The organism is Streptomyces beigongshangae, assembly GCF_019710745.1.
GTDB lineage: Bacteria > Actinomycetota > Actinomycetes > Streptomycetales > Streptomycetaceae > Streptomyces > Streptomyces beigongshangae.
This window is the reverse complement of sequence record NZ_JAHKJW010000011.1, coordinates 121,513-145,979: the sequence shown is the minus strand read 5'-3', so window position 1 is coordinate 145,979 and position 24,467 is coordinate 121,513. Positions and strand designations below refer to the sequence as shown.

Here is a 24,467-nt window from a genome sequence, read left to right as displayed (position 1 = left end):
TGCGTCCTGCGTCCGTGTTCTGTGTACCGCGTACCGCGTCCGGTGGGGCGCGCGTTCAGTTCCCGGTGCGCGGTGAGCCGTGCGCGAGCCGTTCCAGGGCGTCGACCGCGAGGTTGCGGGCCAGTCGCACCTTGTAGGCGTTGTCCCGCAACGGTTCGGCGGCGGCGAGTTCGAGATCCGCGGCCCGCTCGAACGCCGCCGTCGTGGGAGCGGCGCCCAGCAGCGCCCGTTCCGCCCGCCGGGCCCGCCAGGGGCGGTGCGCGAGGGCCCCGAAGGCGATCCCGACGTGCCGGACGACGCCGCCCTCGACGCCGAGCACCGCGGCGACGGAGGCGAGGGCGAAGGCGTACGAGGCCCGGTCGCGCGCCTTGCGGTAGAGCGAGGGCAGCCCGGCCGGGGCCGCCGGCAGGACCACCCCGGTGATCAGCTCGCCGGGGCGGATCTCCGTGTCCTGTTCGGGACGGTCCCCGGGCAGCCGGTGGAACTCGGCGGCGGGCACGGTCCGCGCCCCGCCGGCCCCGTACAGCTCGACCCGCGCGTCCAGCGCGGCCAGCGCCACAGCCAGGTCCGACGGGTGCGTGGCGATGCACTGCGGGGAGTGCCCGAGCACCGCGTGGTCGCGGTGCGCGCCGTCCCGGGCGGCACAGCCGGAACCGGGAACGCGCTTGTTGCAGGGCTTGTCCGTGTCCTGGAAGTACGGGCAGCGGGTGCGCTGGAGGAGGTTGCCGCCGGTGGTGGCCGCGTTGCGGAGCTGTCCGGAGGCCCCGGCCAGCAGCGCCTGCGAGAGTGCCGGATAGCGGTCGCGCACGGTGGGGTGGGCGGCGAGGTCGCTGTTGCGGACCGTGGCGCCGACCCGTACCGATCCGTCGGGCAGCTCGTCCACCGTGTCGAGGGGCAGCCGGCTGACGTCGACGAGGGCGGCCGGTTCCTCCACGCCGAGCTTCATCAGGTCGACGAGGTTGGTGCCGCCGCCGAGGTAGCGGGCGCCGGGGTGCGCCGCGTACAGCCCGGCGGCCTCCTCGACGGTCGCGGCACGCGCGTAGGCGAAGGGTTTCACCGGATCACGTCCTCGACGGCCCGCACGATGTTCGGGTAGGCGCCGCAGCGGCAGAGGTTGCCGCTGAGCCGCTCGCGGATCTCGTCCGGGCCGAGCGGGACGGGCCGGCCGGACGGCGCGCCGGGGTCGGTCACGAGGGAGGGGTGGCCGGCCTCGGCCTCGGCCACCGCGCCGACGGCGCTGCAGAGCTGGCCCGGTGTGCAGTAGCCGCACTGGAAGGCGTCGCGGTCCAGGAATGCCTGCTGGAGCGGGTGCGGTGCCCCGCCGTCGGCGAGTCCTTCCACCGTCGTGATGTCGCAGCCGTCCAGGGCCACGGCGGGCAGCAGACAGCTGTTCACCCGGCGGCCGTCCACCAGGACCGTGCAGGAACCGCACTGGCCGTGGTCGCAGCCCTTCTTGGCCCCGACGAGGTCCAGCCGTTCGCGCAGCACGTCCAGCAGGACGGAGCGGTGGTCGACGGTGAGGGTGCGCGGTGTGCCGTTCACCCGCAGCGTCACCTCGGAGTGGTGGCGGCCGGGGGGCCGGGAGGTGCCGTGCCGCGCCGCGGAGCGCCCGGCCGGGCCGGTACCGCCGGCCGGGTCCGGTGGCTCCCCGGGCGCGGCGCCGCGCCCGTTCCCGGGGCGGCCCGCCCCGTCGTCCGCACCCGCGCTGTCATTTCGGCTGCCCATACTGTCCATGACCTTCCGACGGCACTCGGGACCACGCGACCTACGTATCCAGGCTGCGGCCCGCCGCTCGTTCCCGCACGCGCACGCCCCCCGGGGCGTCTCCGGACCTTCGCCCCTTCGTCCCGTCGTCAGCCTGCGGCCGCCGCCGTCACCGTCGCCGGGTCCTCCCCGGTCAGTTCCACGATGCGGTGCGGCGGCACGCCCGCGGCCAGCGCCCGCCCGATCAGGCCGTCCCGGCCGTCCGCGCAGTCGCGGTAGGACAGCAGCTCCTGCTCGACCCGGGCCAGCACCTCCGGACCGGACTGCTGGCGTACGCGGCTCAGCTCCTCGTCGCTCAGCGGCACGGGCAGCCGCTCCGCGCCCTCGGGAAGGGCTCCCGTCTCCTCCGGCGGCAGCAGGCGCAGTTCCGGTGCGGTGGGCGTGCTGCCCTGGGCCTCCAGCCACGCGCGTACCGCGGTCGTCTCCATGCAGGCGAGGTCACCGACGGCGGCCGGCGACACGCCGAGCCGCACGGACGCGTCGTCAAGCAGGAACAGATAGGCGTCGTCAGTCATCCTCGGCTCCTTCTCAATGGGGCTGATCGACCCCCCTTTACCCCGCCGCACCCGGATTACCGCGCTCTCACCCGGTCGAGTCACCGGGCCGCCGGGCCGGTCGGCGACGGTCCGGCAGCGGCCCGACAGCAGTCCGGCAGCAGTCCGGCAGCAGTCCGGCAGCAGTCCGGCAGCAGAAGATTGAACACCATACTAAAAGGACAAATCGAATTATTATGAATAAGTCACCAGAAAGGGGTCACTCATACCGGAGAAGAACACGTCCCTCGTAAAGGAGATGGTGGTATGTACTCCACCGAGTTCCTGACCGACCAGTCCATCGACATCCAGGAGGTCGAGGCAGCTCTCGACCCGATCGAGGCCGACGGCTCCTACCGTGACAGCCGCCAGTGCGCCGCACTCGCCCTGCTGGACGCCAAGACGCAGCTGCTGCTGTCACCTCCGACCCCTCGTCCGAAGAAGGGCTGACGGGACAGTCATATGGAGCGATCAGGCACTTCGACCCCTTTGGCGGACGCGGTGCAGGGCCTCACCCTGGAATTGGTCTCCGCTCTTCGGAGCGGGGGCCCCTTCCGCTTGGCCGGCAGTGTCACGGGGGCCGACGGCCCCGACACGACCGACGGCCCGGGCCTCGCCGCCGTACGGGTGGTGGGGGCCGACGCCGTCCTGCCGAGCGTCCTGCGCCGTACGTCTCCCGATCCCGACGACCTCGCCGTGTTCAGCCGGGCCGTGCACGCGTACCCGCCCGCCGAGAACGCCTCTCCCGCTTCGGTGTGGAGCCACTGGGCCATGCAGCGGACACTCCTTCGACTGGGTGCGTCCTTCGACGGCACCTCCCGTCACGAGGCGGAACCCCGGGCGACCTGGCTCGACGACGCCCCGTGGCAGTCGCTGACGCATCAACTCGCCGTGCTGGCCCCCCTCGCGACTCCCGGTGCGGACTGCGCGGTGGCCCGCGTCGCCCGCGGCCGCCCGGTCGACGTCGCCCGGGGGTTCGTCCGCGCGGTCCGTCGCCGGGACTGGCTGCAGGCAGCGGGAGCGGGACGCTGGCTGGTCCTCCTCGACGGCGTCCCGGAAACGCTCGGCCTGCTGACCGGACTCGAGTTCGTGGCGCAGATGGGCGGGGACGATCCACGCGTGGCCCTGCAGGTGGAGGCGGCGCGGCTGATGCGGGCCGGGGTGCTGGTGTGAGGGCGCGCGACGTCCGGGGTCTGGGCGAGGCCGCGATGTCCTGGCTGTCCGCCCACCGCGACGCGTTCGTGCTCGGCGAGGACGCGCTCGCCGAGCACGGCAGCGTGAACTCCACCTGGAAGCCCCTGGGCGAACTGACGCAGGTGTGTGTCAGTATCCGCAGGCACACAGAACCGGGCGGCCCGCTCCACGAGACCGCCTGTGACCTGCTGGCCTTCGCATGGCAGCAGGTCAGGAACGGCGACCTCTTCGCCGAGCTGCAACGTCTGGAACCCTTCGCGACGTATCCCCTGGAGATCTACGCGGCGTTCGCGTCCGCCGGGCTGCGTCACCCCGGTTACGAGAGGGCCACCGCGACGGTGGCCAGCACCCGCAGCTGGCAGGTGACGGAGCAGCAGCCCAACCGCCGCCTCGGCGTCCTCAACTCCGAGCGCCGCAGCGGCATCCCCCAGCACGGCGAGGTGTCACAGGCACTGCGGCACACCTGGCTGAGCGGGCTGCCGGAGCCATGGACGTTCGAACGGGACGCCGGCTACACGCTCACCCACGTGATCTTCCATCTCAGCGACTGGGGCCTCGCTCCGCAGGGCGTTCCCCCGCGCATCGCCGACTACCTCCGGCAGTGGCTCCCGCCCTGGCTGGACACCTGTCTGGAGCATGAGCGGTGGGATCTGAGCTGCGAGCTGCTGGCCGTGGCCGGCATCCTGCCCGGTCCCCCGGACCGGGCGATGCTGCGGGAGTCCTGGACGAAACTCGCGCGGGCGCAGGACACGGCCGGGGCCGTCCCGGAGGAGGGCGCCGGACGGGAGGGCCGTCCGGTCGCGCGGGATTTCAGCGGCTGCTACCACTCGACCCTGATGACGGCCTACGCCGCCGTGCTCACCGCCCGCCATCTGGACGAGAGCACCGGGAGCACCGGGAACCCCGGTGCGGCACGGGAACCGCACGCCTCCGGACACGCGGCGCGTCCGGGGCGGGCGGGGCGAGGAAGGACGAGATGACCGACACCCGTCTCATCCACACCGTCGGGACCGGCGCCCTGGAGTGGCTGCACGCCCACCGCGCCGGGTTCCGCCTGGAGGAGGACGTCGACCCGGAGGTCGGCTTCCTGGAGCGGTTCAAGCCGGTCGGGGAACTGGCCGTCATCTGCAAAGTGCTGTTCCGCGAAGGGGTAGCCGGGTCCCGTCAGACACAGCTGGCACGGCAGTTGCTCGACCACGCCTGGGCCCACACGCTGGACGGCGGCCGGATGCTGGTCCACGGCCAGCGCCTCGAACCCTTCTCCCCCGTCCCCTTCGAGGTCTACCTTCCCTTCAAGGAGCTGGGCTACAGCCACCCGGGGATCGAGCAGACCTTCCGGTTCAACCATCGTCTGGAGAGCTACGCCGCCCACGAGTTGTCGCCGGTGCGCCGCCTCGGGCTGTCCGCCTTCCAGCGCCGTTTCGGACTGCCTCCCCAGCCGCCGGAGTCCGAGGTCGTCGGCAGGACCTGGCTGGGGCGCACACCCGAACCCTGGACCGTGGAAGGCCACCTCGCCTACGACATCACGCACACGGTCTTCCACCTCACCGACTGGGGGGAGGAGCCCGGCGGCCTGCCGACACCCCTCGCCGACTATCTGGCCACCTGGCTGCCGGCCTGGCTGGACGACTGGCTCGACCTGCGGCGCTGGGACCTGCTAGGCGAACTGCTCGCCGTCGACGCGTGCCTGCCGCGCCCCACCCTGGACGAGCGCGCCTGGGAGGGGCTCGCCGCCGCCCAGCAACCCGACGGCGCGGTGCCGGCCGTGCGCACCATGCCCGACGACGAGGACCCCGACGAGCTGTTCGACCTCGTCTATCATCCGACGCTGGTCGCCGCCTTCGCCTCCACGCTGGCCACCTCCCGCGCCCTGACGCGGCTGACCCACGCGCCGGCATGACGTCCCGGCCCTGGCCCGGCGATCCGTTCCACGTCACCGGCGTACTCCCGCCCCGGCGCCCGTCGCCACGGACACGGCCTGACGACGGGGCCGTGCGGCGGCGGCTCGACGACGCCATCAGCACCGTGGGCGCGCCCGACGTCGTCCTCGCCCTCTCCCAGGACGGCCGGCGGACCGTGCGCTGCGGCGGCACCGGGCCGCCCCCGCCCGTGCCCCGCGACCGGCTGCGCTACGAGATCGGCTCGGCCTCCAAGACGTTCACCGGACTGCTCCTGGCCCAGCTGACCGAGTCGGGCGTCCTGTCCGCGGGTGAGCCCGCCGCCGCCTGTCTCGACCGGGGCCGCCGCGTCGGCAGGAACCCCGTCACCCTCGCCCACCTGGTCACCCACACGTCCGGACTGCCCGCCCTGCCCGTCGACTTCTTCCCGCGGGTCCTGCCCGGGCACCGCGCCAACCCCTACGCCGGCTATCCGGACCAGCGGGTGGTCGACGCCTTCCTGCGCCGCCGGCAGCGCCGCCGGCCCGGCACCCGCTGGCACTACTCCAACTTCGGTGTCGCCGTGCTCGGCCACGCGCTGGCCGCCGCCACCGCGACCCCCTGGGACGACCTGCTCACCGGCCGGGTGCTGCGGCCGCTGGGGCTGGGCGGCACCGCCCTGCGGGCCGGCGGTGCGGACACCGACGCGACCGGGCACCGCGAGGACGGCGTGACGCCCACGCCCCCGCTGGCCGTCGGCGGCTTCCGGTCGGCGGGCGCCGTCCGAACCACCCCCCACGACCTGCTGACGTTCCTCGAAGCCCATCTGGAGCCGTCGGGCCGGCCCCTGGCCGGGGCGCTGCGGGCGGTGCGCCGCCCGGTCCTGCGGCGCGGCCGGGGACACCGGCACCTGCACACGGTGGGCTGGTTCCAGCACGTCACCGAGCACGGTCCCCTGTACTTCCACTGCGGGGCCACCCTCGGCCAGCAGGCGTTCCTGGGGTTCCGGCCCGACACCGGAACGGCGCTGGCCGCCGTGTGCAACCGCCGCTTCCGTTCCGGGGAGACGTTCGTGGCGACGGCGTACGCGCTGCTGGCGGAGTGAGCCGCGGGCCGGACCACGACCGCGACCACGGCCGCGGAGCGGGGAGGGGCCCGGGTCCACCGACCCGGGCCCCTCCCCGCGGCAATGCGGTGCGGGTCAGACCCGCTGCCACAGGGCCGGCGTCAGAGCGGGCCGCCAGCCGCCCTGCGCCTGGTGCGGCTGCAGGCACGCGTAGGTCACGCCGTCGTAGGTCACCCGTACGCCGGTCCCGTAGACCCTGCCCGCGCTCCAGCTGTCCGGGGGGCCGTCCTGGGCTCCGGGCGTACCCTCGCCGCCGGCGGTCTTCAGCGTGAGCCCGAACTCCGTCAGCAGCGGGTTGACGGGCTGGTGGAAGGTGGTGCCGCCGTTCTTGCAGTCACCGGATCCGCCGGACGTGACGCCCTGGGCCTGGGTGCCGGAGAGGTAAGGCCCTCCGGAGTCGCCGGGCTCCGCGCACACCGACGTGCGCGTCACCCCGTTGATGTCGCCCTCCGCGTAGCTCACGCTGGTGTTGTGCTGCTCGATCTGTCCGCAGTGCCAGCCGCTGGTGGAGCCGGACCGGCAGATCGCCGCGCCCACGAGCCCCTCCACCGAGCCGGTGACCTGGACGTCCGTATCCCCCTCGCCCTTGACGGTGGGGGTGGCGGTCCACTCGCTGTTGACGCTCACCCAGGACATGTCCTTGCCGGGGAAGACCGATGCCTCGAAGGTGCCCTGCGCGACCTTGTTGAAGCCGGTGGTCCTGGCACCCGGCTTCCCGCAGTGGCCTGCGCTGGCGAACCCCTGTCGCTCCTCCTTGGTCACGGAGAACCCGACCGAGCAGCGGGCCTTCTCGTCGATGTGGTACGCGTCGCCGCCCCGGACGTCGTACAGGGCGCGCGGCCGGTCCGCCGACACCTTGATGTCCACGAGCCGCCGGTCGATCCTGGCGGCGGCGACGAGCCGGTCGGCGGCCGCGGCGCTCGTCGCCTGCACCGTCACCCGGTTGGTCCGTACGTCGACGTACCGGACCGGTGTGTCGAGGCCCCTGCCCGCCACCGCGGCGGCGGCTGAGTCCAGTTTCGCCCTGGCGGTCGACAGGTCCTCAAGGGCGTTCTCGACGACCTTCGCCTGCGCCCCGTCGGCCTCGATGGCGGCGACACCCGCGGCGTCGGTGGTCGCGACGGTCAGGCCGGCGGAGGTCGTGCCGTGCACCCAGGCGCCCGCGAAGCGCTTGCCCAGCGCGTTCTGGATCCGGCCGGCGCGCGTCCCCGCCTCCGCCTCGTTCACCAGCCGCGCCTTCGCCTGGGCGTCCGTCAGCCCCAGGTCGCGCCGGAGCGCGCGCAGGAGGGCCGGCGACGGCTTGTCGGCGCCGAGCGTCTGCGCGGCGGAGGAGATCGCCGGCGCGGGCGGCTCGTCGGCCGCGACCGCCGGCAGTCCCGTGAGCACGAGTGCGCCGAACGTGGTCAGGGCGGCGGTCCGGGCGGTCGCGCGGACGTGTCGGTGGGCCATCGGGTGACTCCTCGTTCTCGGGGCTCGGGGGCTCGGGGCTCAAGGGCTCGGGGCTCGGGGGCCAGGGGGCCCGGGACTCGGCGGCGGAAGGGCGACGGGAACCTAGACCTTGCCGACACGGTTCCGGAACATGTCCGTTCGTCCCCGGTTCGACGCTTCGGGACCACACGAAGAACCCGCCCGGCGGAGTACCGGAGGCCGGAGTACCGGATGCCGGGGGACCGGCCCACCGGGTACTGACGTCCGGCGGGCCCTTCCGGGAGAACCCCGGCGAGTGGGGCGCCCCCCGTCAGACGGGTTCGAGGCCCGGTCTGCCCGCCTCGGTCACGAAGGACGCGGCGGTCGTGACCGGCGCGCCCGGCGTCGTCACGGCCGGGACCGTCCGGTAGTCGGCCCGCGCCTGCTGCCGGTCCACGGTGACCCGTACGTAGCCGCGCCGGCCGTTGTAGAACTTCAGATGCGGGTTGGCCTTCATGTACGTGTCCCAGTTGCCCGGCTTCTCCGCGCCGTCCTTGCCGCTCGCCACCGAGGTGGCGACGATCTCCGAGCCCAGCGTCGTGGACGCCGGGTCGTCGAAGTCCTCCTTGATGTCGAAGGCGTACCCGACGTGCACGTCCCCCGTCATGACCACCAGGTTGTCGACCCCGGCCGACTTCGCGCCGTCGAGGACCCGCCGCCGCGAGGCCCGGTAGCCGTCCCAGGCGTCCATGGACGTCCTCGCCCCGTCGCCGACGTCGAACCTGCGCTGCGAGAAGCAGACCTGCTGCGTCATGACGTTCCACAGGGCGCCCGAGTCGCGCCAGCCGTCGATCAGCCACCTCTCCTGCGTCGCCCCCGTGATCGTGCGCGCCGGGTCGTCCGACTCGGGGCCGGGCGGGTGCAGGGTGTCCCCGTACGCCTGGTCGGAGCGGTACTGCCGGGTGTCCAGGACGTCGAACTGCGCGAGCGTGCCCCACCGGAGCCGGCGGTAGAGCTGCATGTCCGGGCCGCTGGGCTGCTGCGCGCCGCGCAGGGGCTGGTTCTCCCAGTAGGCACGGTAGGCGGCCGCGCGCCGCAGCAGGAACTCCTGCGGCGGGTCGTTGTTCTCGCTGATCGCGCCCGCGTAGTTGTTCTCGGTCTCGTGGTCGTCCCAGGTGACGACGAACGGGTGCGCCGCGTGCGCCGCCCGGAGGTCCGGATCGCTCTTGTAGAGGGCGTAGCGCAGCCGGTAGTCGTCGAGGGTCCTGGCCTCGCGGTTGAAGAGGTCGGGCAGTTTCCGGTCGGTGTACTCGCGTGCGCCGCCCGCGGAGTTCACGGCGTACTCGTACAGGTAGTCGCCGAGGTGGAAGACCACGTCGACGTCGTCCTGGGCCAGATGACGGTGCACCGTGAAGTACCCGTCGTGGTAGGCCTGGCAGGCCACGGCCGCGTACGTGAGTTCCGCGGCGGCGGCCGTGGTGGCGGGTGCCGTGCGGGTGCGGCCGGTGCCGCTGATCCAGCTGCCGGCCCTGAACCGGTAGTAGTAGACGCGGCCGGGCTCCAGACCTTCGACCTCGACGTGCAGGCTGTGGTTGTACTCCGGATAGGCAATGGCCAGGCCCCTGCGGACGATCGTGGCGAAGCGCTCGTCGGCGGCCAGCTCCCACTGGACGGGCACGTACTGCCCGGGCAGGCCGCCGTCCGGCTCGTACGGGTCGGGCGCGAGCCGGCTCCACAGCACCACGGAGCCGGGCAGGGGGTCTCCGGAGGCGATGCCGAGCGTGAACGGGTCGTCGGGGATCCTGGCCGCGTCGAGCTCGGTGCCCGCGGCCACGCCCCGGGCGGGCAGGTCGGCGGCGAAGGCGAGGGCGGCGGCCGCGGCGGTGACCGAGAAGAAGCGGCGTCGTCCGAAATGCCGGGCGGCGGCACGCAATTCGGGGTCGTGTCGTGACGAGGTGTCCTGCGTCAGCGCTCTGCGACGGCCTGCCGGGGCCATAGAGGCCTCCTTTCGCGGTTGACGGCACAGCGGACCCACGGACTGCGTGCGGCGGGGACCGCGGCGTGTGGATCACTGCATGCTAAACAGATAAAGCTCACAAATCCGGCAGGCGCGGGGCCCGGTGAGCCTCCGCGCGGCGGACGTGCGGGGTCGTTCCGCGGCGCCACCCGGTGGCGCCGCGCGCCCGGACTGCGAACTTCCGTTTGCCGGAGAAGTCTTGGCAGGTTGTGGGCCGTGGCCGGGGGTAGGCGCAAACACCGTAGGAGCACGGCGGCACCGCGCGAACACACGCGAACACACGCGGACGTACGGGCGAGCGGGACACGAGCGGAAAGGGAGGCGCGTCATGACAGCGCGAGGCGGAGTACCGGAGACGACCGAGGTGTCCGAGCTGGGCACCCTGGAGCGCGGCACCAGGCAGCGCGGGCAACTGCGGGTCCGCCTCATGGACATCGCGTGGACCGCGCTGTGCACCGTGCTGGCCCTGTGGGCGGTGTGGAGCGTCGTCGGCGCCACGAACGGGACGACCGACTGGGTCTATTCCGCCGTGGCCTGGGTCCTGCTGGCCGTCGCCCTGGGGCTGCGCGTGGTCACCATCCGCCGACGGGCGCGGGTCTGACCGGACGGCCCGGCTTCGGCTTCAGCTAGCGACTGCGGCTGCTCAGCCGGGGCTGCGATCGGGTCCGGCGTCGTTCCGCACGGCTCGCGGCCAACGCGTCGAGAAGTTCGGTGGCGGCGCGGCGCAGGGCGGGAGGGACGTCGGTGGTGAACGCGGTGAGCCGGTCGCGGACCGCGTCGCCGACCGGGGGCAGCGCGCCGTCCGCCGCCCGGCCACGGGGTCGCGCGGCCACCGCACCGCGAGGTCCGCCACCCGGTGCTCCCCGCGCCACCCGAACCCGCTCAGCAGCGTCCCCGCCACCTCCGGGTCCCGCTCCGCCCGCAGGGCCGCGACCAGGACGTCCCTCACCGAGGGCGGTTCCCAGCTCAGCAGCCGCCCCGCCCCGGCGTCCCGCACCACGGGGGACGGATCGGCCAGTCCGGCGAGCAGTGGATCGAGCAGCGGCCCGGTGTGTTCGGGCGACGGCATGTCCAGGGCCCTCGCACGGGCGGCGCTCCCGCCTTCGCAGGCCGTAAGGATCAGCTCGGCCCGGACGGCCGGGTTGCGGAGGGACATGCGCACCGGGTTCCGGGCGTGTCCCCACACCGTTTCACCCGGATCGCCGAGCAGCCGCACCAGCGCCGCGGCGTCGCCGGGCCGGCCGGCTCCCGCAGGAAACGGGCGATCCGTTCTTCCGCTCCCGTGACACCCCCGCAAGGAGGACTCGCGAGATGTCCGGAGGTTGCCCGGCGGGCCGGTCCCCGGCGGACGACGGCCGCCCCGCGACGCGCAACACACAGTGATGACCGCCTGGAGCGGAACCTCACGGAAAGCACCCCCCGGTTCTCGCACAGGTGTACGGCAACACCCCCGTGAGTAGTCGCACACCACGTGAGGTCCGGGAAAGTCGGGGCAGAAGAATCGCCATCCGATAGGAGGTTGTCGTGGACGGTGGAGATCTGGAACTGGGTGCCCTGCTGGCCTCCGCGGAGGCCGCGCCCCCCGGTGAGTCCGTCGACGTGGTCGCACACAACCTGCAGAAGCGGTTCGGTGCGGAGCGCGTCTCCTTCCTGTTCCTGGACCTCATCGGGCAGCAGCTGGTGCGGCTCACCGCGGTCACGGAGGGTGAGGCCGCACAGGAGACGGAACCCGTCGACCTGCACGGGAGCGTCTACGACGCGGTACTGCAGAGCCAGCGCCAGCACGTCGAGCCGGACGGCCTGGGCGGACAGCGCGTCATCACGCCCGTCAGCAACCGCGGGGACTGCATCGGCGTGCTCGAAGTGACCCTGCAACGCGCCGACGACACCGTGCTCAGGCAGGTCAGGGAAGCGGCCCACGCGCTGGCCTACATCATCGTCACGGACCGCCGCTTCACCGACCTGTACCACCTGACCCGGCGCACCACCAGCGCCAGCCTGGCCGCGGAGATCCAGCACCAGCTGCTCCCGACCGCGTCCAGCTGCGAGGCGGCCCAGTTCACCCTGGCCGCGGGGCTGATCCCGGCCGACGACATCGGCGGGGACACCTACGACTACACCCTGGACCGCGACACCCTGCACCTGTCGATCACGGACGCCATGGGCCATGACACCGACTCCGCCCTGCTGGCCACCCTGCTCATCGGCGCGCTGCGCGGGGCCCGCCGCAGTGGCTGCGATCCGCTCAGACAGGCGGAGCGCGCCCATCAGGCGCTGCTGAAGCACAACCGCGGTCTGGCCACCGGGCAGTTGCTGTGCGTGCGCCTGGACACGGGCGTCTGCCATCTGGTCAACGCCGGGCACCCGTGGCCGATGCGTCTGCGCGACGGCACCGTCGAGGAGGTCAGGCTCGGCGTCAACCTGCCGTTCGGCGTTCCTGCACCCACCCCCTACCGCGAACAGGAACTGCGCCTGCGCCCCGGTGACAGGCTGGTACTGCTCACCGACGGGATGCAGGACCGGGACGCCGCGGCCGTCGACCTGGCCGGACTCATCCACGAGACCCGGGAACTGCACCCCAGGGAGGCCGTCCGGACCCTGACGGCCAAGGTGTGGGAAGCGTGCCGGGGCAGGCTCGCCGACGACGCCACGGTCATGATCCTGGACTGGCACGGCGACCCGCACCCCGCCGAGGACACCGACACGGCGGGATGACGAGGTGCTGGGACGGCGAGGTGACGAGGTGACGGCACGGCGGTGGTCGCCGCCGCGATCACGGCGGCGACCACCGCCGTGATTGTTCACGACATCGGGGTACTTGGGCACGCGACACCAACGGGGACGAGGCCCGAACGCCGATCCGCCGGCGGGAGCGGCCGCCCGGGCTATGAAGGGACCACCTGTGGTTGATCCTCGGAAGGCGACAGCCTCCAACAGCGAAGAGGACCCCTCCGTCGAGGCGCAACTGCTCGCCGGACTGCTGGTGGACGAGGAGCGGCCCGAGCAGCCCATCCTGCTGGACGGCGACGGCAAGCCCCTCGACACCTGGCGCGAGAACTACCCGTACGAGACGAAGCTCCGCCGGCGGGACTACGAGCGGCAGAAGCGGATCCTCCAGATAGAACTGCTCAAGCTGCAGAAGTGGGTGCGGGACACCGGCCAGCGGATCGTCGTGGTGTGCGAGGGACGCGACGCGGCCGGCAAGGGCGGCACCATAAAGCGCTTCACCGAACGCCTGAACCCGCGCGGCGCGCATGTGGTGGCACTGGACAAGCCCACCGAGAAGGAAGCCGGGCAATGGTACTTCCAGCGCTACGTCCCCCACCTGCCGACGGCCGGCGAGATCGTCTTCTTCGACCGGTCCTGGTACAACCGGGCCGGCGTCGAACGCGTCATGGACTTCTGCACCCCGGACGAGTACCGGCTCTTCCTCACCCAGGCGCCCGCCTTCGAGAAGATGCTCGCCGACGACGGCATCGTGCTGGTCAAGTTCTGGTTCTCGGTGTCGCGCGCCGAGCAGCGCACCCGGTTCGCCATCCGCCAGGTCGACCCGGTCCGGCAGTGGAAACTGTCACCCACCGACCTGGCCTCCCTCGACCTGTGGGACGCCTACACCGAGGCGAAGGTCGACATGTTCCGGGCGACGGACACGCCGCACGCGCCGTGGACCGTGGTGAAGAGCAACGACAAGCGCCGGGGCCGCCTGGAGGCCATGCGCCATCTGCTCCTGCTCTGCGACTACGAGTTGAAGGACGAGGAGGCCGTCGGCACGGCCGACCCGCGGATCATCGGCGCGGCCAACACCCTGCTGGAGAGCGGCGAGGAACCGACGGACCTCTCCCCCACGCCGCTGACGTCCCGCACCGACGGCCCCGGCGAACACCCCGACGACTCGCCCGTCAGGCCTTCGGCGGCTGGGTGAAGCGGATGCTGTTGCCGAAGGGGTCGCGGAGGCCGCAGTCGATCCCGTACGGGCGCTCGGTGGGCTCCTCGGTGAACTCGACCCCCAGGCCCAGCAACGCCTCGTAGGTCTTGCGGCAGTCCTCCGTGGCGAAGACGAGATGCCCGCCCATGACTCCCTTGGTCACCAGTTCGCGGACCTGCCCCGCCGTCTCCTCCGACATCGCCGGGGGCCCCGGCCTCTCCAGCAGGATCTGGCGCTCCGGGTGACCGGGGACGCTCACGGTCAGCCAGCGCATGAAGCCGAGGTCGACATCCGCGTTGACTTCGAGGCCGAGCTTGCCTACGTAGAAGTCGAGGGCCTCGTCCTGGTCGAGTACGTATATCTGCGAGTGCGTGATGGCGGTGAACATGGCCGTCACGCTACCGAGGGGGCGGGGCGAAAACTTATCCAGAACTGCTCCGTCCCGGAACCTGCGCCCAAAACTCCGGACTCCGCCCAGAGGACTCCGCTCAGGGGACTCCACTCAAGGGGACTCCGCTCAGGCGCGCGGCCGTGTCCACGCCATGACGAAGCACGTGGGTACGCCCACGGCTCCCGCCGCCACCGCGTCCGCCGCGCGCCCCGCTCCCCCCGCCCCCGCTGACCCCTTTGCTTCCTTCCGGTAGGTCCGCGGCGACCGGCCGACGATGTCGTGGAACGTCCGGCTGAAGGTGCCGGGACTGCCGAAGCCGACCTCGAAGCAGATGTCCGTCACGCTGTGGTCGGTCTCCCGCAGCAGGAACATCGCACGCTCGACCCGGCGGCGTTGCAGATAACGGTGCGGGGTCTCACCGAACGTGGCACGGAAGGTACGGGCGAAGTGCGCCGGGGACACATGGGCGACACGGGCCAGGGCCGGGACGTCCAGCGACTGCGCGTAGGCGCGGTCCATGGCGTCCCGCGCCCGCAGCATGCGGCGGTTGGTCTCTTCTGCGGCGCGGCTCACCCCGTCATCAGACCACGGTTCCGCGCGCACACGGCGTGCGGGCGGACGCCCGGTCACCGGTCCCACGGCGGCCCTCGCCTGGTACGAGCGGCCGGTCGGCCTGCCGTTGACAAAGCGGAACAGGGTTCCATATATTAAACGGAACGACGATCCGCTTCGGGTCGGCGCCGGAACCCTTCTGAATGGACATGCGGAACATGAGCGATCCGATGACCGAGCCCGCCAACGCCTTCACCACCCCCACCCCCACCCCCGTCCTGTCGGTCGCCCCGGTGGTGCTGCCGGCGCCCGGCCGGGCCGTGGACCTGGAGCTGCGGATCTCCGCACCGGTCTCCGGAAGCGACCTGCCGGTCGTCCTCCTCTCGCACGGGCAGGGCTACTCGAACCACCTCTCCTCGCTGAACGGCTACGCGCCCCTCGTCAACCACTGGGCCGCGCACGGCTTCGTCGTGATCCAGCCGACGCATCTGAGCTCCAGGACCCTGACCCTGCCTCCGGACACCCCCGGGGCACCCCTGCACTGGCGCTCGCGGGCGGAGGACATGCACCTCGTCCTCGACCGGCTCGACGCGATCGAGGACGAGGTGCCGCAGCTGCGGGGGCGACTGGACCGGAGCAAGGTCGCCGTGGCCGGGCACTCGATGGGCGGGCACACCGCGAGCCTGCTGCTGGGCGCGCGACTGACCGATCCGGACGACGGAACGGTGGTGGACCTGAGCGACCCCCGGATCAAGGCGGGTGTGCTGCTCGCGGCGCCGGGCAGGGGAGGCGACGCCCTCACCGAGTCCGTCGCCGAGAACCTGCCGTTCTTCTCGACCACGGACTTCTCGGGAATGGCGACACCCACGCTCGTCGTGGCGGGCGACAAGGACGCCTCCGCCCACCTGACGGTCATGGGCCCGGACTGGCACACCGACCCGTACACCCTCTCCCCCGGCCCCAAGTCCCTGCTCACCCTGTTCGACGCGGAGCACGGACTCGGCGGCATCTCCGGCTACGACGTCGCCGAGACCACCGACGAGAACCCCGAACGGGTGGCCGCGGTCCAGCACTTCACGACCGCCTACCTCCGCAGCGAACTGAGCACCGGGGACCCGGCCTGGCAGACGGCACGTGACGCCCTGGCGTCGGCCGCCGCCCCGCTCGGAAAGATCGAGTCCAGGTAACCGGACCACGGGCCGAGGCCGGCAAGCGGGGCCCCTTGCCTGACCTATCGACTTTCGATAGATTTCCATCGTAAGTCGATTATTGGAGGGGTGATGGGGAAACTGACAGTGCTGGCGCTGCGGGCCGTACTGGTGGCGTTGGCCGTCGGGTCCGTGTTCGTCCAGGCCGTGATGGTGCCGTTGCTGGCCGCCGACCTGGAAGGGCTCGACAGCGAGTACGCGTACCTGCGTGTTCCTGTCCTCGCGATCGTCGTCCTGGGTGTCGTGACCGTCCAGGTCGTCCTCGTCTGTGTGTGGCGGCTGGTGACGATGGTGCGGCGCGGAACCGTGTTCTCCCCCGCCGCCTTCCGGTACGTGCACATCGTGATCGGCGCCCTCGTGGCAGCCGCCCTGGTGGTGTTCGCGCTCGCCGTCGTCCTGGCGCCGGGCGAAGCCGTCGCCCCCGGCGTGGTCCTGCTGATCTGCGGGGTCGTCGTGGCGGTCCTGGGGGTCGCGCTCATCGTGCTCGTGCTGCGGATGCTGCTCGCCCAGGCCGTCGCCCGGGACGTCGAGGCGACGCAACTGCGGGCCGAACTGGCCGAGGTCATCTGATGCCGATCGTCGTCGACATCGACGTGCTGCTGGCCAGGCGGAAGATGTCCGTGGGCGAGCTCGCGGAGCGGGTCGGGATCACGCCGGCCAACCTCGCGGTCCTCAAGAACGGCCGTGCCAAGGCCGTACGCTTCGCCACCCTCTCCGCGCTCTGCGAAGCGCTGGAGTGCCAGCCGGGGGACCTGCTGCGGTGGGAGGCCGGGGACGAGGCCGGGGGCGCGGAGCGCGTGCGCGTCGGGGACGCCACGGGCCCCGCCGGGGCGGGGTGAGCCGGCCCCCCTCCCCCGGGTCAGTCCGCCGAGCCGCGGAAGGTGGCCAGGAAGGTCTTCAGCGCCCGCTGGTTGCCCGCCTCGTCCCACTCGGCGTCCGGGGTGGTCCAGCGGAGGGAGAACCCCTCACCGCCCCCGAGGAGGAATCCCCGGCCGAAGGTGCGCACGCGCGTGCCCTCGGCCTCGTCCACCCACTCCATGTCCGCGGCCGCACGGCCCTGATAGGTCGTCGCACGGATCGCGCCCAGCCTGTCGTATCCCGCCCCCTGCCGGAGCGTGGGCTCCACCGTGTCCCGCCACACCGCGACCGGGTCGGAGCCGACGCGCGTGCTGTAGGTGACGGCGAGGTTGCGCGGGTCGCCGTCCGCGCCGAGGACGACCCGGTAGGAGCCGTCCCGCGCGCGGCCGGTGTCGATGCGCTCCCAGCCCGCGGGGAGGGCGACCGCGAACCCTTCCGGCGCCGTGAACACACGGAAACCGGCCGGCAGGGCACCGGCACCGGCACCGGGTGCCGACGGGGAGGGCGAGGGGACGGGCTGGGACGGGGAGGCCGTCCGGGAAGGGGATCCGGTGGGGGCCGTCGCACCGGGCACGGACGGCACGGACGACGCACCGGGCGCGATCCCGTCGCCGGTCGGGAGCACGGGGGCGGTACGAGTGGCCGCCGCGTCCGGCGCCGGCGAACCGCTGCCGGAATCATCACCGGTCACGGCGAGAACGGTGACGGCCACGGCCACGGCGGCGACGACCGCGGCCCCGACGGGCGCCGCGCGGACGGGGCTCCGCCGTCTTCCGCCGCCCTCTGCGTTCGCGGCCACGCTCACGAAGGCGGGGGAGGTCTCCGGCCGCGGAACCTCCACCGGTGCAGTCGTGGGATCCGCGCCGAACGCACCGGCGCCTCCGAGGCCGTCGGGATCACCGGGCTCACCGAGGACACGGCCGAGTACTTCCCGTGCCTCCGGGCCGGTCCACCGCCCGTACGGATCCTTGCTGAGCAGTCCGTGCACGAGCTCGGTGAGCGGGCCGGCGCGCCGCGGACTCCGCGGGGGCAGCCGCACGATCGCCTTGCAGGTCGCCTCCGGCCGGCCGCGGTCACGGAAGGGCGGGCGTCCCTCGGTCATGGTGTGGAGCAGTGCGCCCAGTGCCCACAGGTCCGCGGGCGCACCGTACGGTTCGCCGCGGGCCTGCTCCGGTGACGCGTACGCCGGTGCGCCGATCCGTGCCACCGGTCCGGCGCCCGCCAGACCGTAACCGGACACGACCACGCCCCCGTGGTCGCGCACGAACACCTGGCCGAGGCTCAGCTCACCGTGGACGAGGCCCGCGTCGTGCGCGGACTCCAGCACGTCGAGGATGTCCAGCCCGAGGCGGGCGGCCTGTACGGGATCGAGTACGCCGTGCCGGTCGAGGAACTCCCCCAGCGGCATCCCGTCGATCCACTCGACGACCGTCCAGAGACCGCCGGGCTCCTCGGCGTCGTCGACGACGACATCGATGACACGCGCGACCGCGCCCGGACACCGCTCCCCCATGACCTCCGACGCGTGCGTGATCCGCGCGACGGCCGTCCCCGCCCGGTGGGCCCCGGCCGGGCCACCGGGCGGCAGGCGCGTCCGCGTCAGCAGGCGCGGACGCGCGTACGCGGTGTCCTCGCCGTACCAGCACACGCTGTTCACTTCACGGTGGACGACCTCTTGCAGCCGGTATCTGCCGGCGATCGGCTCATTCGCGGCGGCATCCGTGTTGCCCATGCTCATCCCTCACCGAAGCTTTGCTTTCAGTGACCAGGAGTACGCGGTGAGCCATGCCCCGCGTTCAACGGATCCGCAACCACTGTCGCCGGATGCCGCGGGCGGGAAGACAGGAAGGCGGGAACGGGAGGAACGGGGGGAGGGGGAGGAGGGGGAAACGGGAAAGCGGGACGCGCGACCTCCCCAGGCTCCACGTCCCGCTTTCCTGTGACATGGCGCCAGTACCCCCGCTCTCCGGCTTTACTCCACCGTTCTTTTCGATCGGATGAACTCCGGCGGGCCGCAGGTGCGTATGCGACGGAAGAGCGGGTACATGCGGGCGAGCAGAGGGTGAGGGCGGACTGCATGGACCGAATGATCAAGGGCGGGGGCCGTATGGCACCGCAGCGTGACCGTATAGAGACCACGGTTGCCCTGGAAGGCGATACGTACTGCATCGCCGAGGCGCGCCACCTCGCGGTCGACTTCCTTTCGCGGGCCCAGGCGGAGCACGGCCTGCCGGTGACGGCCCGTGCGATGGACCTGACCCAGCTGGTGGTGAGCGAGCTGGTCACCAACGCCCTGAAGTACGCGCCGGGGCCGGTCCTGCTCGATCTGCGGATCGTGGGCGGGATGCTCGAGGTGGCCGTCTGGGACAGCGACCCGGTCCTGCCGATGGCCAGGGCGTCGGATCCCGGACGGGTGGGCCAGCACGGTCTGGAGATCGTCATGGCCGTCTGCGAGGGCTTCGAGGTCCAGCGGCAGCCGGTCGGCAAACAGATCACCGTCCGGATCGCCCTGCTCACGGATCCCGGTCTCGACACCCACTGACACCCCGGCCTCCGCCACCGGGCGATACGCCCGGTGCGTGCCGGTACCCAGGTGCGCCGGGCACTGTGGGCAGTCCGGGGCCGTCGGCGGCCCGGTCCGCGCCGCCTTCGGCTTCGGCGTACGCCGCCCGCCGGGCCCGTGCGCCACCGGGCCGGCTCGCGTTCCCTCCCGGCCCGCGTCCCCTCCCGGCTTTCTCCGCCCGGCGGGCGTACGCGCCGCACACCGGGGCACCCGTCATACATCGCACCGATCGTAGGGAGTCGACTCGTGGTTATTGCCGCCGTCATTGGCGTATGTGTGCTGTTGGCCGTCCTGGCCTTCCTGGTCCCCCGTCTCTCCCACCACGCCCAGCGCGGCACGCAGCGTCCGCTCGGCGCCGGTGCGCGGGCCGGCGGCAAGGCGCCCGGCTTCCTGGGCAAGCTGCTCCAGAAGCCCTTCAGCAGCGGCTCCCGTGCGGTGGGCCGCAGCGGCTCGGCCGGCCGTCGCACCCGGAGCCGTATGCCCTTCTGACCTCCGCCGCGCGGACCGGGCCTGGTGCCCGGTCCGGCCCACCACTCGCCCGGCCCACCGCCCGTACGCCCCGGAACGCGGCATCCGCTCCGGGGCGTACGGCTGTTCCCGTCCGGTCTCCCGCGTCCGAGCCGGCCCGCCCGGCTCGTGCGGGCCGTGCGGGTCGTGCCGGAGCCCGGTGTACCGGTGTGCGTCGGCGCGTCAGTCCACGATCGTGACGCCGACCGGTACCGCCCCGCCCGTCCCCGTGAGCTCGCCTCCGAAGTTGCCCTCGACCTCGGCCTTCTCCGCGGCGTTCGGGTACGGGTTGGTGCATGCGGTCCCCGCGCTGGAGCCGGACATCAGGCTCGAACACGGGCCGGGCTTACGGTCCGGCAGACCGAGTATGTGCCCCAGTTCGTGGGACGAGATGCGGACCGTGTTGTACCCCTGGTCGACCGCCTGCCGTCCGATGTAGACGGTTCCGTTGCCCAGCGAGGTGGTCACCGCGCGGGGCCAGCCGTTGTCCGCGAGGACCCGTACGTTGGCGCGCTGTCCGGACGCGACGGGCCGCAGTTCGACCGCGTCGACGCTCTCGTTCCAGATCGCGGCGCCCCGGTCGACCGCGGTCCTGAACTCCGCGGAACCGCTCGCGTCGTACGTGACGACCCGTGCGGCGGCGGTCTCCGCGGCCGGGGCCGGGGCGGCCACGGCCTGACCGCCGATCAGGGAGAAGGACACCGCCAGGACGGCGGCGAATCCACTTGTCAGCTTGCGGACGTGCATGGTCGACCTCCTTGTGGGGGAAAGGCAGTCGTGCTCATGACATGACACGCCTGGCTCCCTGCCCACCGGAGGCGGACGCCAATCCGTCAATTCGGCCGCACGTCCCGGCCGTGCGTCCGCGCGGACCCGGAACGGCAGCGCGGGACAGTGCCCGGGGTGGCGGCGGCCCCGGCACGGACGCGGGCCCGGCCCCCTTCCGGGGAACCGGGCCCGCCCACGGGTCCGCGGTACGTCAGCCCTGACGGGCCTTGAAGCGCGGGTCCCTCTTGTTGATCACGAAGACCCTGCCCCGCCGGCGCACCACCTGCGCGCCGGGCCTGGCCTTCAGCAGGCGCAACGACTTGCGCACCTTCATGACCGTGCTCCCCTTCCGCCGGACCGGGCCCCGTCACCGGCCTGCCGTCGTCCGACAGCCGTACGCCGGGCGGCGACGGCCCCGTTCACCGCTCCTCGCGGAAGAGGACGTGCTCCCCGGCCACCCGGTCGTACTTGCGCAGGACCAGCCGGTCGGGGTCGTTCAGCCGGTTCTTCCGCGTCACGTAGGTCGCACCCGTTCCGGCCGTGGACTTCAGCGTCACCACCGGACGCGCACCTCTGGCAGCCATGGACTTCTCCTTCCTCACCCCCCCGGACACCCACCTGGATTGATGGGGCCATGTCATTCACATGCGGTACAACCGGGTCCGCCCCGGTGGTATTCCCCCGCCGCCCCGGCAGGAGCCGGATCTCCGGAGCCCGTGCGGAGCAGTCCGAAAGAGCGGTGAGGGTCCTGCGAAAAACGAGGTCCTCCGAGGTGGGAGCGATAGGGTTCCCGATATGAACGCACGGCTGGATCTTCTCGGCACGGTGGCCCCCGGTGCCGCGGAGAGCGAGGTCTTCCGGCTGGCGCTGCAGCACGCGGTGACGGAGCTGGGTGCCCTCGGCGGCGGCGTCCATCTGCGCGGCCCCATGTCCGCCCTGCGTCTGGTGTCCTCCGCCGGCCTCCCTTCCGCACTCACCCGCTCGTGGGAGATCGTCGACCAGGAGGGGCCGTCGGCTCCGGCCCTCGCGCTTCGCCGGGGCGGCGGTGTGTGGCGCGGGCGGGAGCCGGAACCGGAACCGGAAGGCACCGTCTGGCCCGGCTCCGGTCTCGCCGCGCTGCCGGTGTCCGGCGGCGGCCGCCGCATCGGCACGCTCACCGTCCTGACGGGCGAACGGGGCGAGCCCACGCCGCAGCAGTGGGACTTCCTGCGGGCCGTCGTCACCTGGGCCGAGGAACGCCTCCTCCAGGCGCCCCCGCCGTCCCGGCCCGACCGCACCGGGCCCGGCGAGCACCTGCGGCAGGCGCTGGAGGAGGTCAGGGTCGGGTCGTGGGACTGGGACATCCGTACCGGTGCCCTGGTCTGGGACGAGGCGGCGCTGGAGCTCTACGGCACCGGGCCCGCCGAGTTCACCGGGAGGATCGAGGACTGGCTGAGGGTCATCCACCCGGACGACCTGGCACCGACCCTGGCGGCGGCGCAGCGGGCGATCCAGGAGCGCGCCGTGTACGAGGCCGAGTACCGCGTGCGGCACCCGGACGGCTCGTACGGCTGGACGCAGGCCCGCGGCCGGGCCACGTACGACGACCGGGGCGAGGCCCTGCGGATGATCGGCGTGGGCTGGGAGAGCGGCGGGTCCCGCTCCGCCCGTGCCGCCCTCGGCCGGGTGCTGCGCCACATGAGCGACGGTTTCCTGGCCGTGGACGAACGGTGGCGGATCACCTTCGCCAACCTGGAGGCGGAGCGTGCCCTCGGGTTCCCCGAGGAGGAACTGCTCGGGCGCCTGCTCTGGGACTTCCCCTCCGCGCGGCGGGTCCCCGGCCTGGAGGAGCGCTGCCGGGAGGCGGCCGCGCAGGAGAAGCCCGTCGGCTTCGACGTGCGCTCGCCGCGGACCGGACGTCTCTACCACCTGCGGCTGGTCCCCGGACCCGACGGCCGCACGATCTACTTCACCGACGTGACCGACAAGCGGCGCCTGGACGAGGAGCAGGAGTCGGCCGAGCGGGCCACGGCCGAACGGGCGGCCCGGATGGCCGAGCTGACCACGGAGCTGGCCGGGGCGACGACCACGCAGGACGTGGTGGACGCCGTGGCCCGGCGGGTGCTTCCGCCGTTCGCCGCCACCGGGCTGCTGGTGCAGGTCGTGGAGGGCGACCGGCTGCACCGGGTCGGTGCCGTCGGCTTCTCGGAGGAGTTCCTGCACCTGCGCGAGAGCCGTACCCGCAGCGTCGGCGACCCGGCCTGGGAACCGATCGCGTCCGGCGCACCGCTGTTCCTGTCGTCCCCGGAGGAGTTCGTCGCGCACTCGCCGGCCCTGGCCGACATGCTCGCGGCGTCCGGCAAGCAGGCGTGGGCGTTCCTGCCGATGGCCGCGTCCGGGCACACCTTCGGGGTCTGTGTCGTGTCGTTCGACCGGCCGCGGGTCCTGACCGACGAGGAGCGCACCCTGCTGTCCACGATCAGCGCCCTCGTCGCGCAGGCCCTGGAGCGGGCCAGGCTCTACGACGCCGAGCACGCCCGGTCCCGCGAGCTCCAGCGCAGCCTGCTCCCCCAGGGCCTGCCCGAACTCGCCGCGTGCACGGCCGCCGCCCGCTACCTCCCGGCCGGCCAGGGCATGGACGTCGGCGGCGACTGGTACGACATCATCCCGCTGTCCGGCGGCCAGGTCGCCCTCGTCGTCGGCGACGTCATGGGTCACGGTCTGCCCGAGGCGGCCACCATGGGCCGCCTGCGCACCGCGGTGCACACCCTGGCCGACCTCGAACTGCCTCCCGACGAGATCATGAGCCACCTCAACGACATCGTCGGCGGCCTGAACGAGGAGTCGTACGCCACCTGTCTGTACGCGCTCTACGACTCCACCACCCGGACCTGCTCCATCGCCCGTGCCGGGCACCCCCCGCCGGCCCTGGTACACCCCGACGGCAGCGTCCACTTCCCCGAGCCGGCCGCCGATCCGCCGCTGGGCGCGGCCAAACCGCCGTTCGAGACGGTCGAGATGCCGGTGCCCGAGGGAAGTCTGATCGTGCTCTACACCGACGGTCTGGTCGAGTCGGCGAAGCGGGACATCGACACGGGCATGGCGGACCTGGCCCGGCTCCTGCGGACCACGCACGAGGACGGCACCAGCGCGGATCTGGAGCGCCTCTGCGACGCCCTGACGGCGGGGCTGCTCCCCACCGAGCAGCAGTCGGCCGACGACGCCGCGTTCCTCGTCGCCCGGCTGCACGCCCTGCCCCGGGACAGGATGGCCGTCTGGCCCCTCCCCAAGGCCCCCAAGGCGGCCGGCGAGGCCCGCCGCCACGTCCGGGGGCAGCTGGCCGACTGGGGCCTGGACGACCTCGTACCCACCACGGAACTCCTGGTCAGCGAGTTGGTGGGCAATGTCGTACGCCATGCCAGGGGTCCGGTCCGGCTCCGCCTGCTGTACGGCGCCGAGCTGATCTGCGAGGTCTTCGACGGCAGTCTGACGATGCCCCGCATCCGCCGCGCGACGGAGAGCGACGAGGGCGGCCGCGGACTGCAGCTCGTCACGGCGCTCTCCGCGCGCTGGGGGGTGCGCTACACGCAGACGGGCAAGTGCATCTGGACCGAGCAGTGCCTGCGCGGCCCCGGCGACCGGACGGGACCGGCCGGCGGAACCGGCCGGACGTCCGGTGCCGAGGACCTGGCGTTCCTCGACGCGGACATGGCGGACATGTTCGCGGCGGACCTGGACGCGCTCCTCTCCGAGGACGACGACTCGTAGGGACGACGACGCGCAGGGACGCCGCCCGGA

26 protein-coding genes are annotated in these 24,467 nt (G+C 72.8%); 14 read left to right on the top strand and 12 right to left on the bottom strand.

Annotated elements, in window-relative coordinates; genetic code table 11:
• Window positions 1-55: 55 nt before the first annotated feature.
• From KM933_RS11350 to KM933_RS11340, 3 genes are all read right to left on the bottom strand, one after another.
• Window positions 56-1,057, bottom strand: coding sequence for an FAD binding domain-containing protein (locus tag KM933_RS11350; RefSeq protein ID WP_221350898.1), 1,002 nt, complete (start codon window positions 1,055-1,057; stop codon window positions 56-58).
• Complete coding sequence (locus tag KM933_RS11345; protein WP_221350896.1) at window positions 1,054-1,725, bottom strand: (2Fe-2S)-binding protein; 672 nt, start codon at window positions 1,723-1,725, stop codon at window positions 1,054-1,056. The genes KM933_RS11350 and KM933_RS11345 overlap by 4 nt, the downstream gene beginning before the upstream one ends.
• A 128-nt stretch (window positions 1,726-1,853) precedes the next feature.
• On the bottom strand, window positions 1,854-2,279 hold the full coding sequence (locus KM933_RS11340) for a DUF6003 family protein (protein WP_221350894.1): 426 nt from the start codon (window positions 2,277-2,279) through the stop codon (window positions 1,854-1,856).
• Window positions 2,280-2,564: 285 nt separating this feature from the next.
• Between KM933_RS11340 and KM933_RS11335 the strand changes: the two genes are divergently transcribed.
• The 5 genes from KM933_RS11335 to KM933_RS11315 are packed head-to-tail and all read left to right on the top strand — an operon-like array spanning window position 2,565 to window position 6,473.
• Window positions 2,565-2,747, top strand: coding sequence for a hypothetical protein (locus tag KM933_RS11335; protein WP_221350892.1), 183 nt, complete (start codon window positions 2,565-2,567; stop codon window positions 2,745-2,747).
• Between the two features lie 12 nt (window positions 2,748-2,759).
• Entirely contained in the window at window positions 2,760-3,470 is a 711-nt protein-coding gene (locus KM933_RS11330; RefSeq protein WP_221350890.1) for a hypothetical protein, read from the top strand.
• 35 nt (window positions 3,471-3,505) lie between these two features.
• Entirely contained in the window at window positions 3,506-4,471 is a 966-nt protein-coding gene (locus tag KM933_RS11325) for a DUF6895 family protein (protein WP_260333383.1), read from the top strand.
• Window positions 4,468-5,391: a DUF6895 family protein gene (locus KM933_RS11320; RefSeq protein ID WP_221350888.1), complete on the top strand. Its 924-nt coding sequence runs from the start codon at window positions 4,468-4,470 to the stop codon at window positions 5,389-5,391. Before KM933_RS11325 ends, KM933_RS11320 begins: the two co-directional genes overlap by 4 nt.
• Window positions 5,388-6,473 carry a serine hydrolase domain-containing protein gene (locus tag KM933_RS11315; protein ID WP_221350886.1) on the top strand — a complete coding sequence of 362 codons (1,086 nt, stop codon included), beginning with the start codon at window positions 5,388-5,390 and terminating at the stop codon, window positions 6,471-6,473. Before KM933_RS11320 ends, KM933_RS11315 begins: the two co-directional genes overlap by 4 nt.
• Before the next feature lie 96 nt (window positions 6,474-6,569).
• Here the strand turns inward: KM933_RS11315 and KM933_RS11310 are convergent, their stop codons facing one another.
• Both KM933_RS11310 and KM933_RS11305 read right to left on the bottom strand, forming a co-directional pair.
• Window positions 6,570-7,943: a carbohydrate-binding protein gene (locus KM933_RS11310; protein ID WP_221350884.1), complete on the bottom strand. Its 1,374-nt coding sequence runs from the start codon at window positions 7,941-7,943 to the stop codon at window positions 6,570-6,572.
• Window positions 7,944-8,232: 289 nt separating this feature from the next.
• A complete protein-coding gene (locus KM933_RS11305) occupies window positions 8,233-9,897 on the bottom strand; it encodes an alkaline phosphatase D family protein (RefSeq protein ID WP_221350882.1) in 1,665 nt (554 codons plus the stop codon).
• 349 nt (window positions 9,898-10,246) lie between these two features.
• Here KM933_RS11305 and KM933_RS11300 point away from each other — a divergent pair, with 349 nt between their 5' ends.
• Window positions 10,247-10,519 carry a hypothetical protein gene (locus KM933_RS11300; RefSeq protein ID WP_221350879.1) on the top strand — a complete coding sequence of 91 codons (273 nt, stop codon included), beginning with the start codon at window positions 10,247-10,249 and terminating at the stop codon, window positions 10,517-10,519.
• 42 nt (window positions 10,520-10,561) lie between these two features.
• Here the strand turns inward: KM933_RS11300 and KM933_RS11295 are convergent, their stop codons facing one another.
• Window positions 10,562-11,074 (bottom strand): hypothetical protein, encoded by a 513-nt coding sequence (locus tag KM933_RS11295; RefSeq protein WP_221350877.1) that lies wholly within the window; start codon window positions 11,072-11,074, stop codon window positions 10,562-10,564.
• 368 nt (window positions 11,075-11,442) lie between these two features.
• Between KM933_RS11295 and KM933_RS11290 the strand changes: the two genes are divergently transcribed.
• Window positions 11,443-12,633 (top strand): PP2C family protein-serine/threonine phosphatase, encoded by a 1,191-nt coding sequence (locus KM933_RS11290; protein WP_221350875.1) that lies wholly within the window; start codon window positions 11,443-11,445, stop codon window positions 12,631-12,633.
• Window positions 12,634-12,820: 187 nt separating this feature from the next.
• Entirely contained in the window at window positions 12,821-13,840 is a 1,020-nt protein-coding gene (ppk2, locus tag KM933_RS11285) for a polyphosphate kinase 2 (protein WP_430727301.1), read from the top strand.
• Here the strand turns inward: ppk2 and KM933_RS11280 are convergent.
• The gene (locus KM933_RS11280; protein ID WP_221350870.1) at window positions 13,818-14,231 is read right to left on the bottom strand and encodes a VOC family protein; all 414 of its coding nucleotides are present in this window, start codon (window positions 14,229-14,231) and stop codon (window positions 13,818-13,820) included. The two genes, ppk2 and KM933_RS11280, sit on opposite strands and share 23 nt — an antisense overlap.
• Before the next feature lie 129 nt (window positions 14,232-14,360).
• Window positions 14,361-14,807 (bottom strand): helix-turn-helix domain-containing protein, encoded by a 447-nt coding sequence (locus tag KM933_RS11275; RefSeq protein WP_221350868.1) that lies wholly within the window; start codon window positions 14,805-14,807, stop codon window positions 14,361-14,363.
• A gap of 209 nt (window positions 14,808-15,016) precedes the next feature.
• Between KM933_RS11275 and KM933_RS11270 the strand changes: the two genes are divergently transcribed.
• The 3 genes from KM933_RS11270 to KM933_RS11260 all read left to right on the top strand — a co-directional run bounded on the left by KM933_RS11270 (window position 15,017) and on the right by KM933_RS11260 (window position 16,833).
• Window positions 15,017-15,973, top strand: a complete 957-nt coding sequence (locus KM933_RS11270) for an alpha/beta hydrolase family protein (RefSeq protein ID WP_221350987.1) — start codon at window positions 15,017-15,019, stop codon at window positions 15,971-15,973.
• Window positions 15,974-16,066: 93 nt separating this feature from the next.
• Window positions 16,067-16,564, top strand: a complete 498-nt coding sequence (locus KM933_RS11265; RefSeq protein ID WP_221350866.1) for a DUF2975 domain-containing protein — start codon at window positions 16,067-16,069, stop codon at window positions 16,562-16,564.
• Window positions 16,564-16,833, top strand: a complete 270-nt coding sequence (locus KM933_RS11260) for a helix-turn-helix domain-containing protein (protein WP_221350864.1) — start codon at window positions 16,564-16,566, stop codon at window positions 16,831-16,833. The genes KM933_RS11265 and KM933_RS11260 overlap by 1 nt, the downstream gene beginning before the upstream one ends.
• 20 nt (window positions 16,834-16,853) lie before the next feature.
• On the opposite strand, the gene KM933_RS11255 is transcribed toward KM933_RS11260, so the two are convergent.
• Window positions 16,854-18,584, bottom strand: coding sequence for a serine/threonine-protein kinase (locus KM933_RS11255; RefSeq protein ID WP_308013342.1), 1,731 nt, complete (start codon window positions 18,582-18,584; stop codon window positions 16,854-16,856).
• A 345-nt stretch (window positions 18,585-18,929) separates the two neighbouring features.
• Between KM933_RS11255 and KM933_RS11250 the strand changes: the two genes are divergently transcribed.
• Together KM933_RS11250 and KM933_RS11245 are read left to right on the top strand one after the other, a co-directional pair.
• Window positions 18,930-19,394, top strand: coding sequence for an ATP-binding protein (locus KM933_RS11250; protein ID WP_430727300.1), 465 nt, complete (start codon window positions 18,930-18,932; stop codon window positions 19,392-19,394).
• A gap of 267 nt (window positions 19,395-19,661) precedes the next feature.
• Window positions 19,662-19,904 carry a DUF6411 family protein gene (locus KM933_RS11245; RefSeq protein WP_221350860.1) on the top strand — a complete coding sequence of 81 codons (243 nt, stop codon included), beginning with the start codon at window positions 19,662-19,664 and terminating at the stop codon, window positions 19,902-19,904.
• A 201-nt stretch (window positions 19,905-20,105) separates the two neighbouring features.
• Here the strand turns inward: KM933_RS11245 and KM933_RS11240 are convergent, their stop codons facing one another.
• The 3 genes from KM933_RS11240 to rpmG all read right to left on the bottom strand — a co-directional run bounded on the left by KM933_RS11240 (window position 20,106) and on the right by rpmG (window position 21,274).
• The gene (locus KM933_RS11240) at window positions 20,106-20,669 is read right to left on the bottom strand and encodes a snapalysin family zinc-dependent metalloprotease (protein WP_221350858.1); all 564 of its coding nucleotides are present in this window, start codon (window positions 20,667-20,669) and stop codon (window positions 20,106-20,108) included.
• 232 nt (window positions 20,670-20,901) lie between these two features.
• Window positions 20,902-21,024 carry a type B 50S ribosomal protein L36 gene (gene ykgO / locus KM933_RS11235; RefSeq protein ID WP_221350856.1) on the bottom strand — a complete coding sequence of 41 codons (123 nt, stop codon included), beginning with the start codon at window positions 21,022-21,024 and terminating at the stop codon, window positions 20,902-20,904.
• Window positions 21,025-21,109: 85 nt separating this feature from the next.
• Complete coding sequence (gene rpmG, locus KM933_RS11230) at window positions 21,110-21,274, bottom strand: 50S ribosomal protein L33 (RefSeq protein WP_221350851.1); 165 nt, start codon at window positions 21,272-21,274, stop codon at window positions 21,110-21,112.
• Between the two features lie 211 nt (window positions 21,275-21,485).
• Here rpmG and KM933_RS11225 point away from each other — a divergent pair, with 211 nt between their 5' ends.
• Entirely contained in the window at window positions 21,486-24,437 is a 2,952-nt protein-coding gene (locus KM933_RS11225) for a SpoIIE family protein phosphatase (RefSeq protein WP_221350850.1), read from the top strand.
• Window positions 24,438-24,467: the final 30 nt, after the last annotated feature.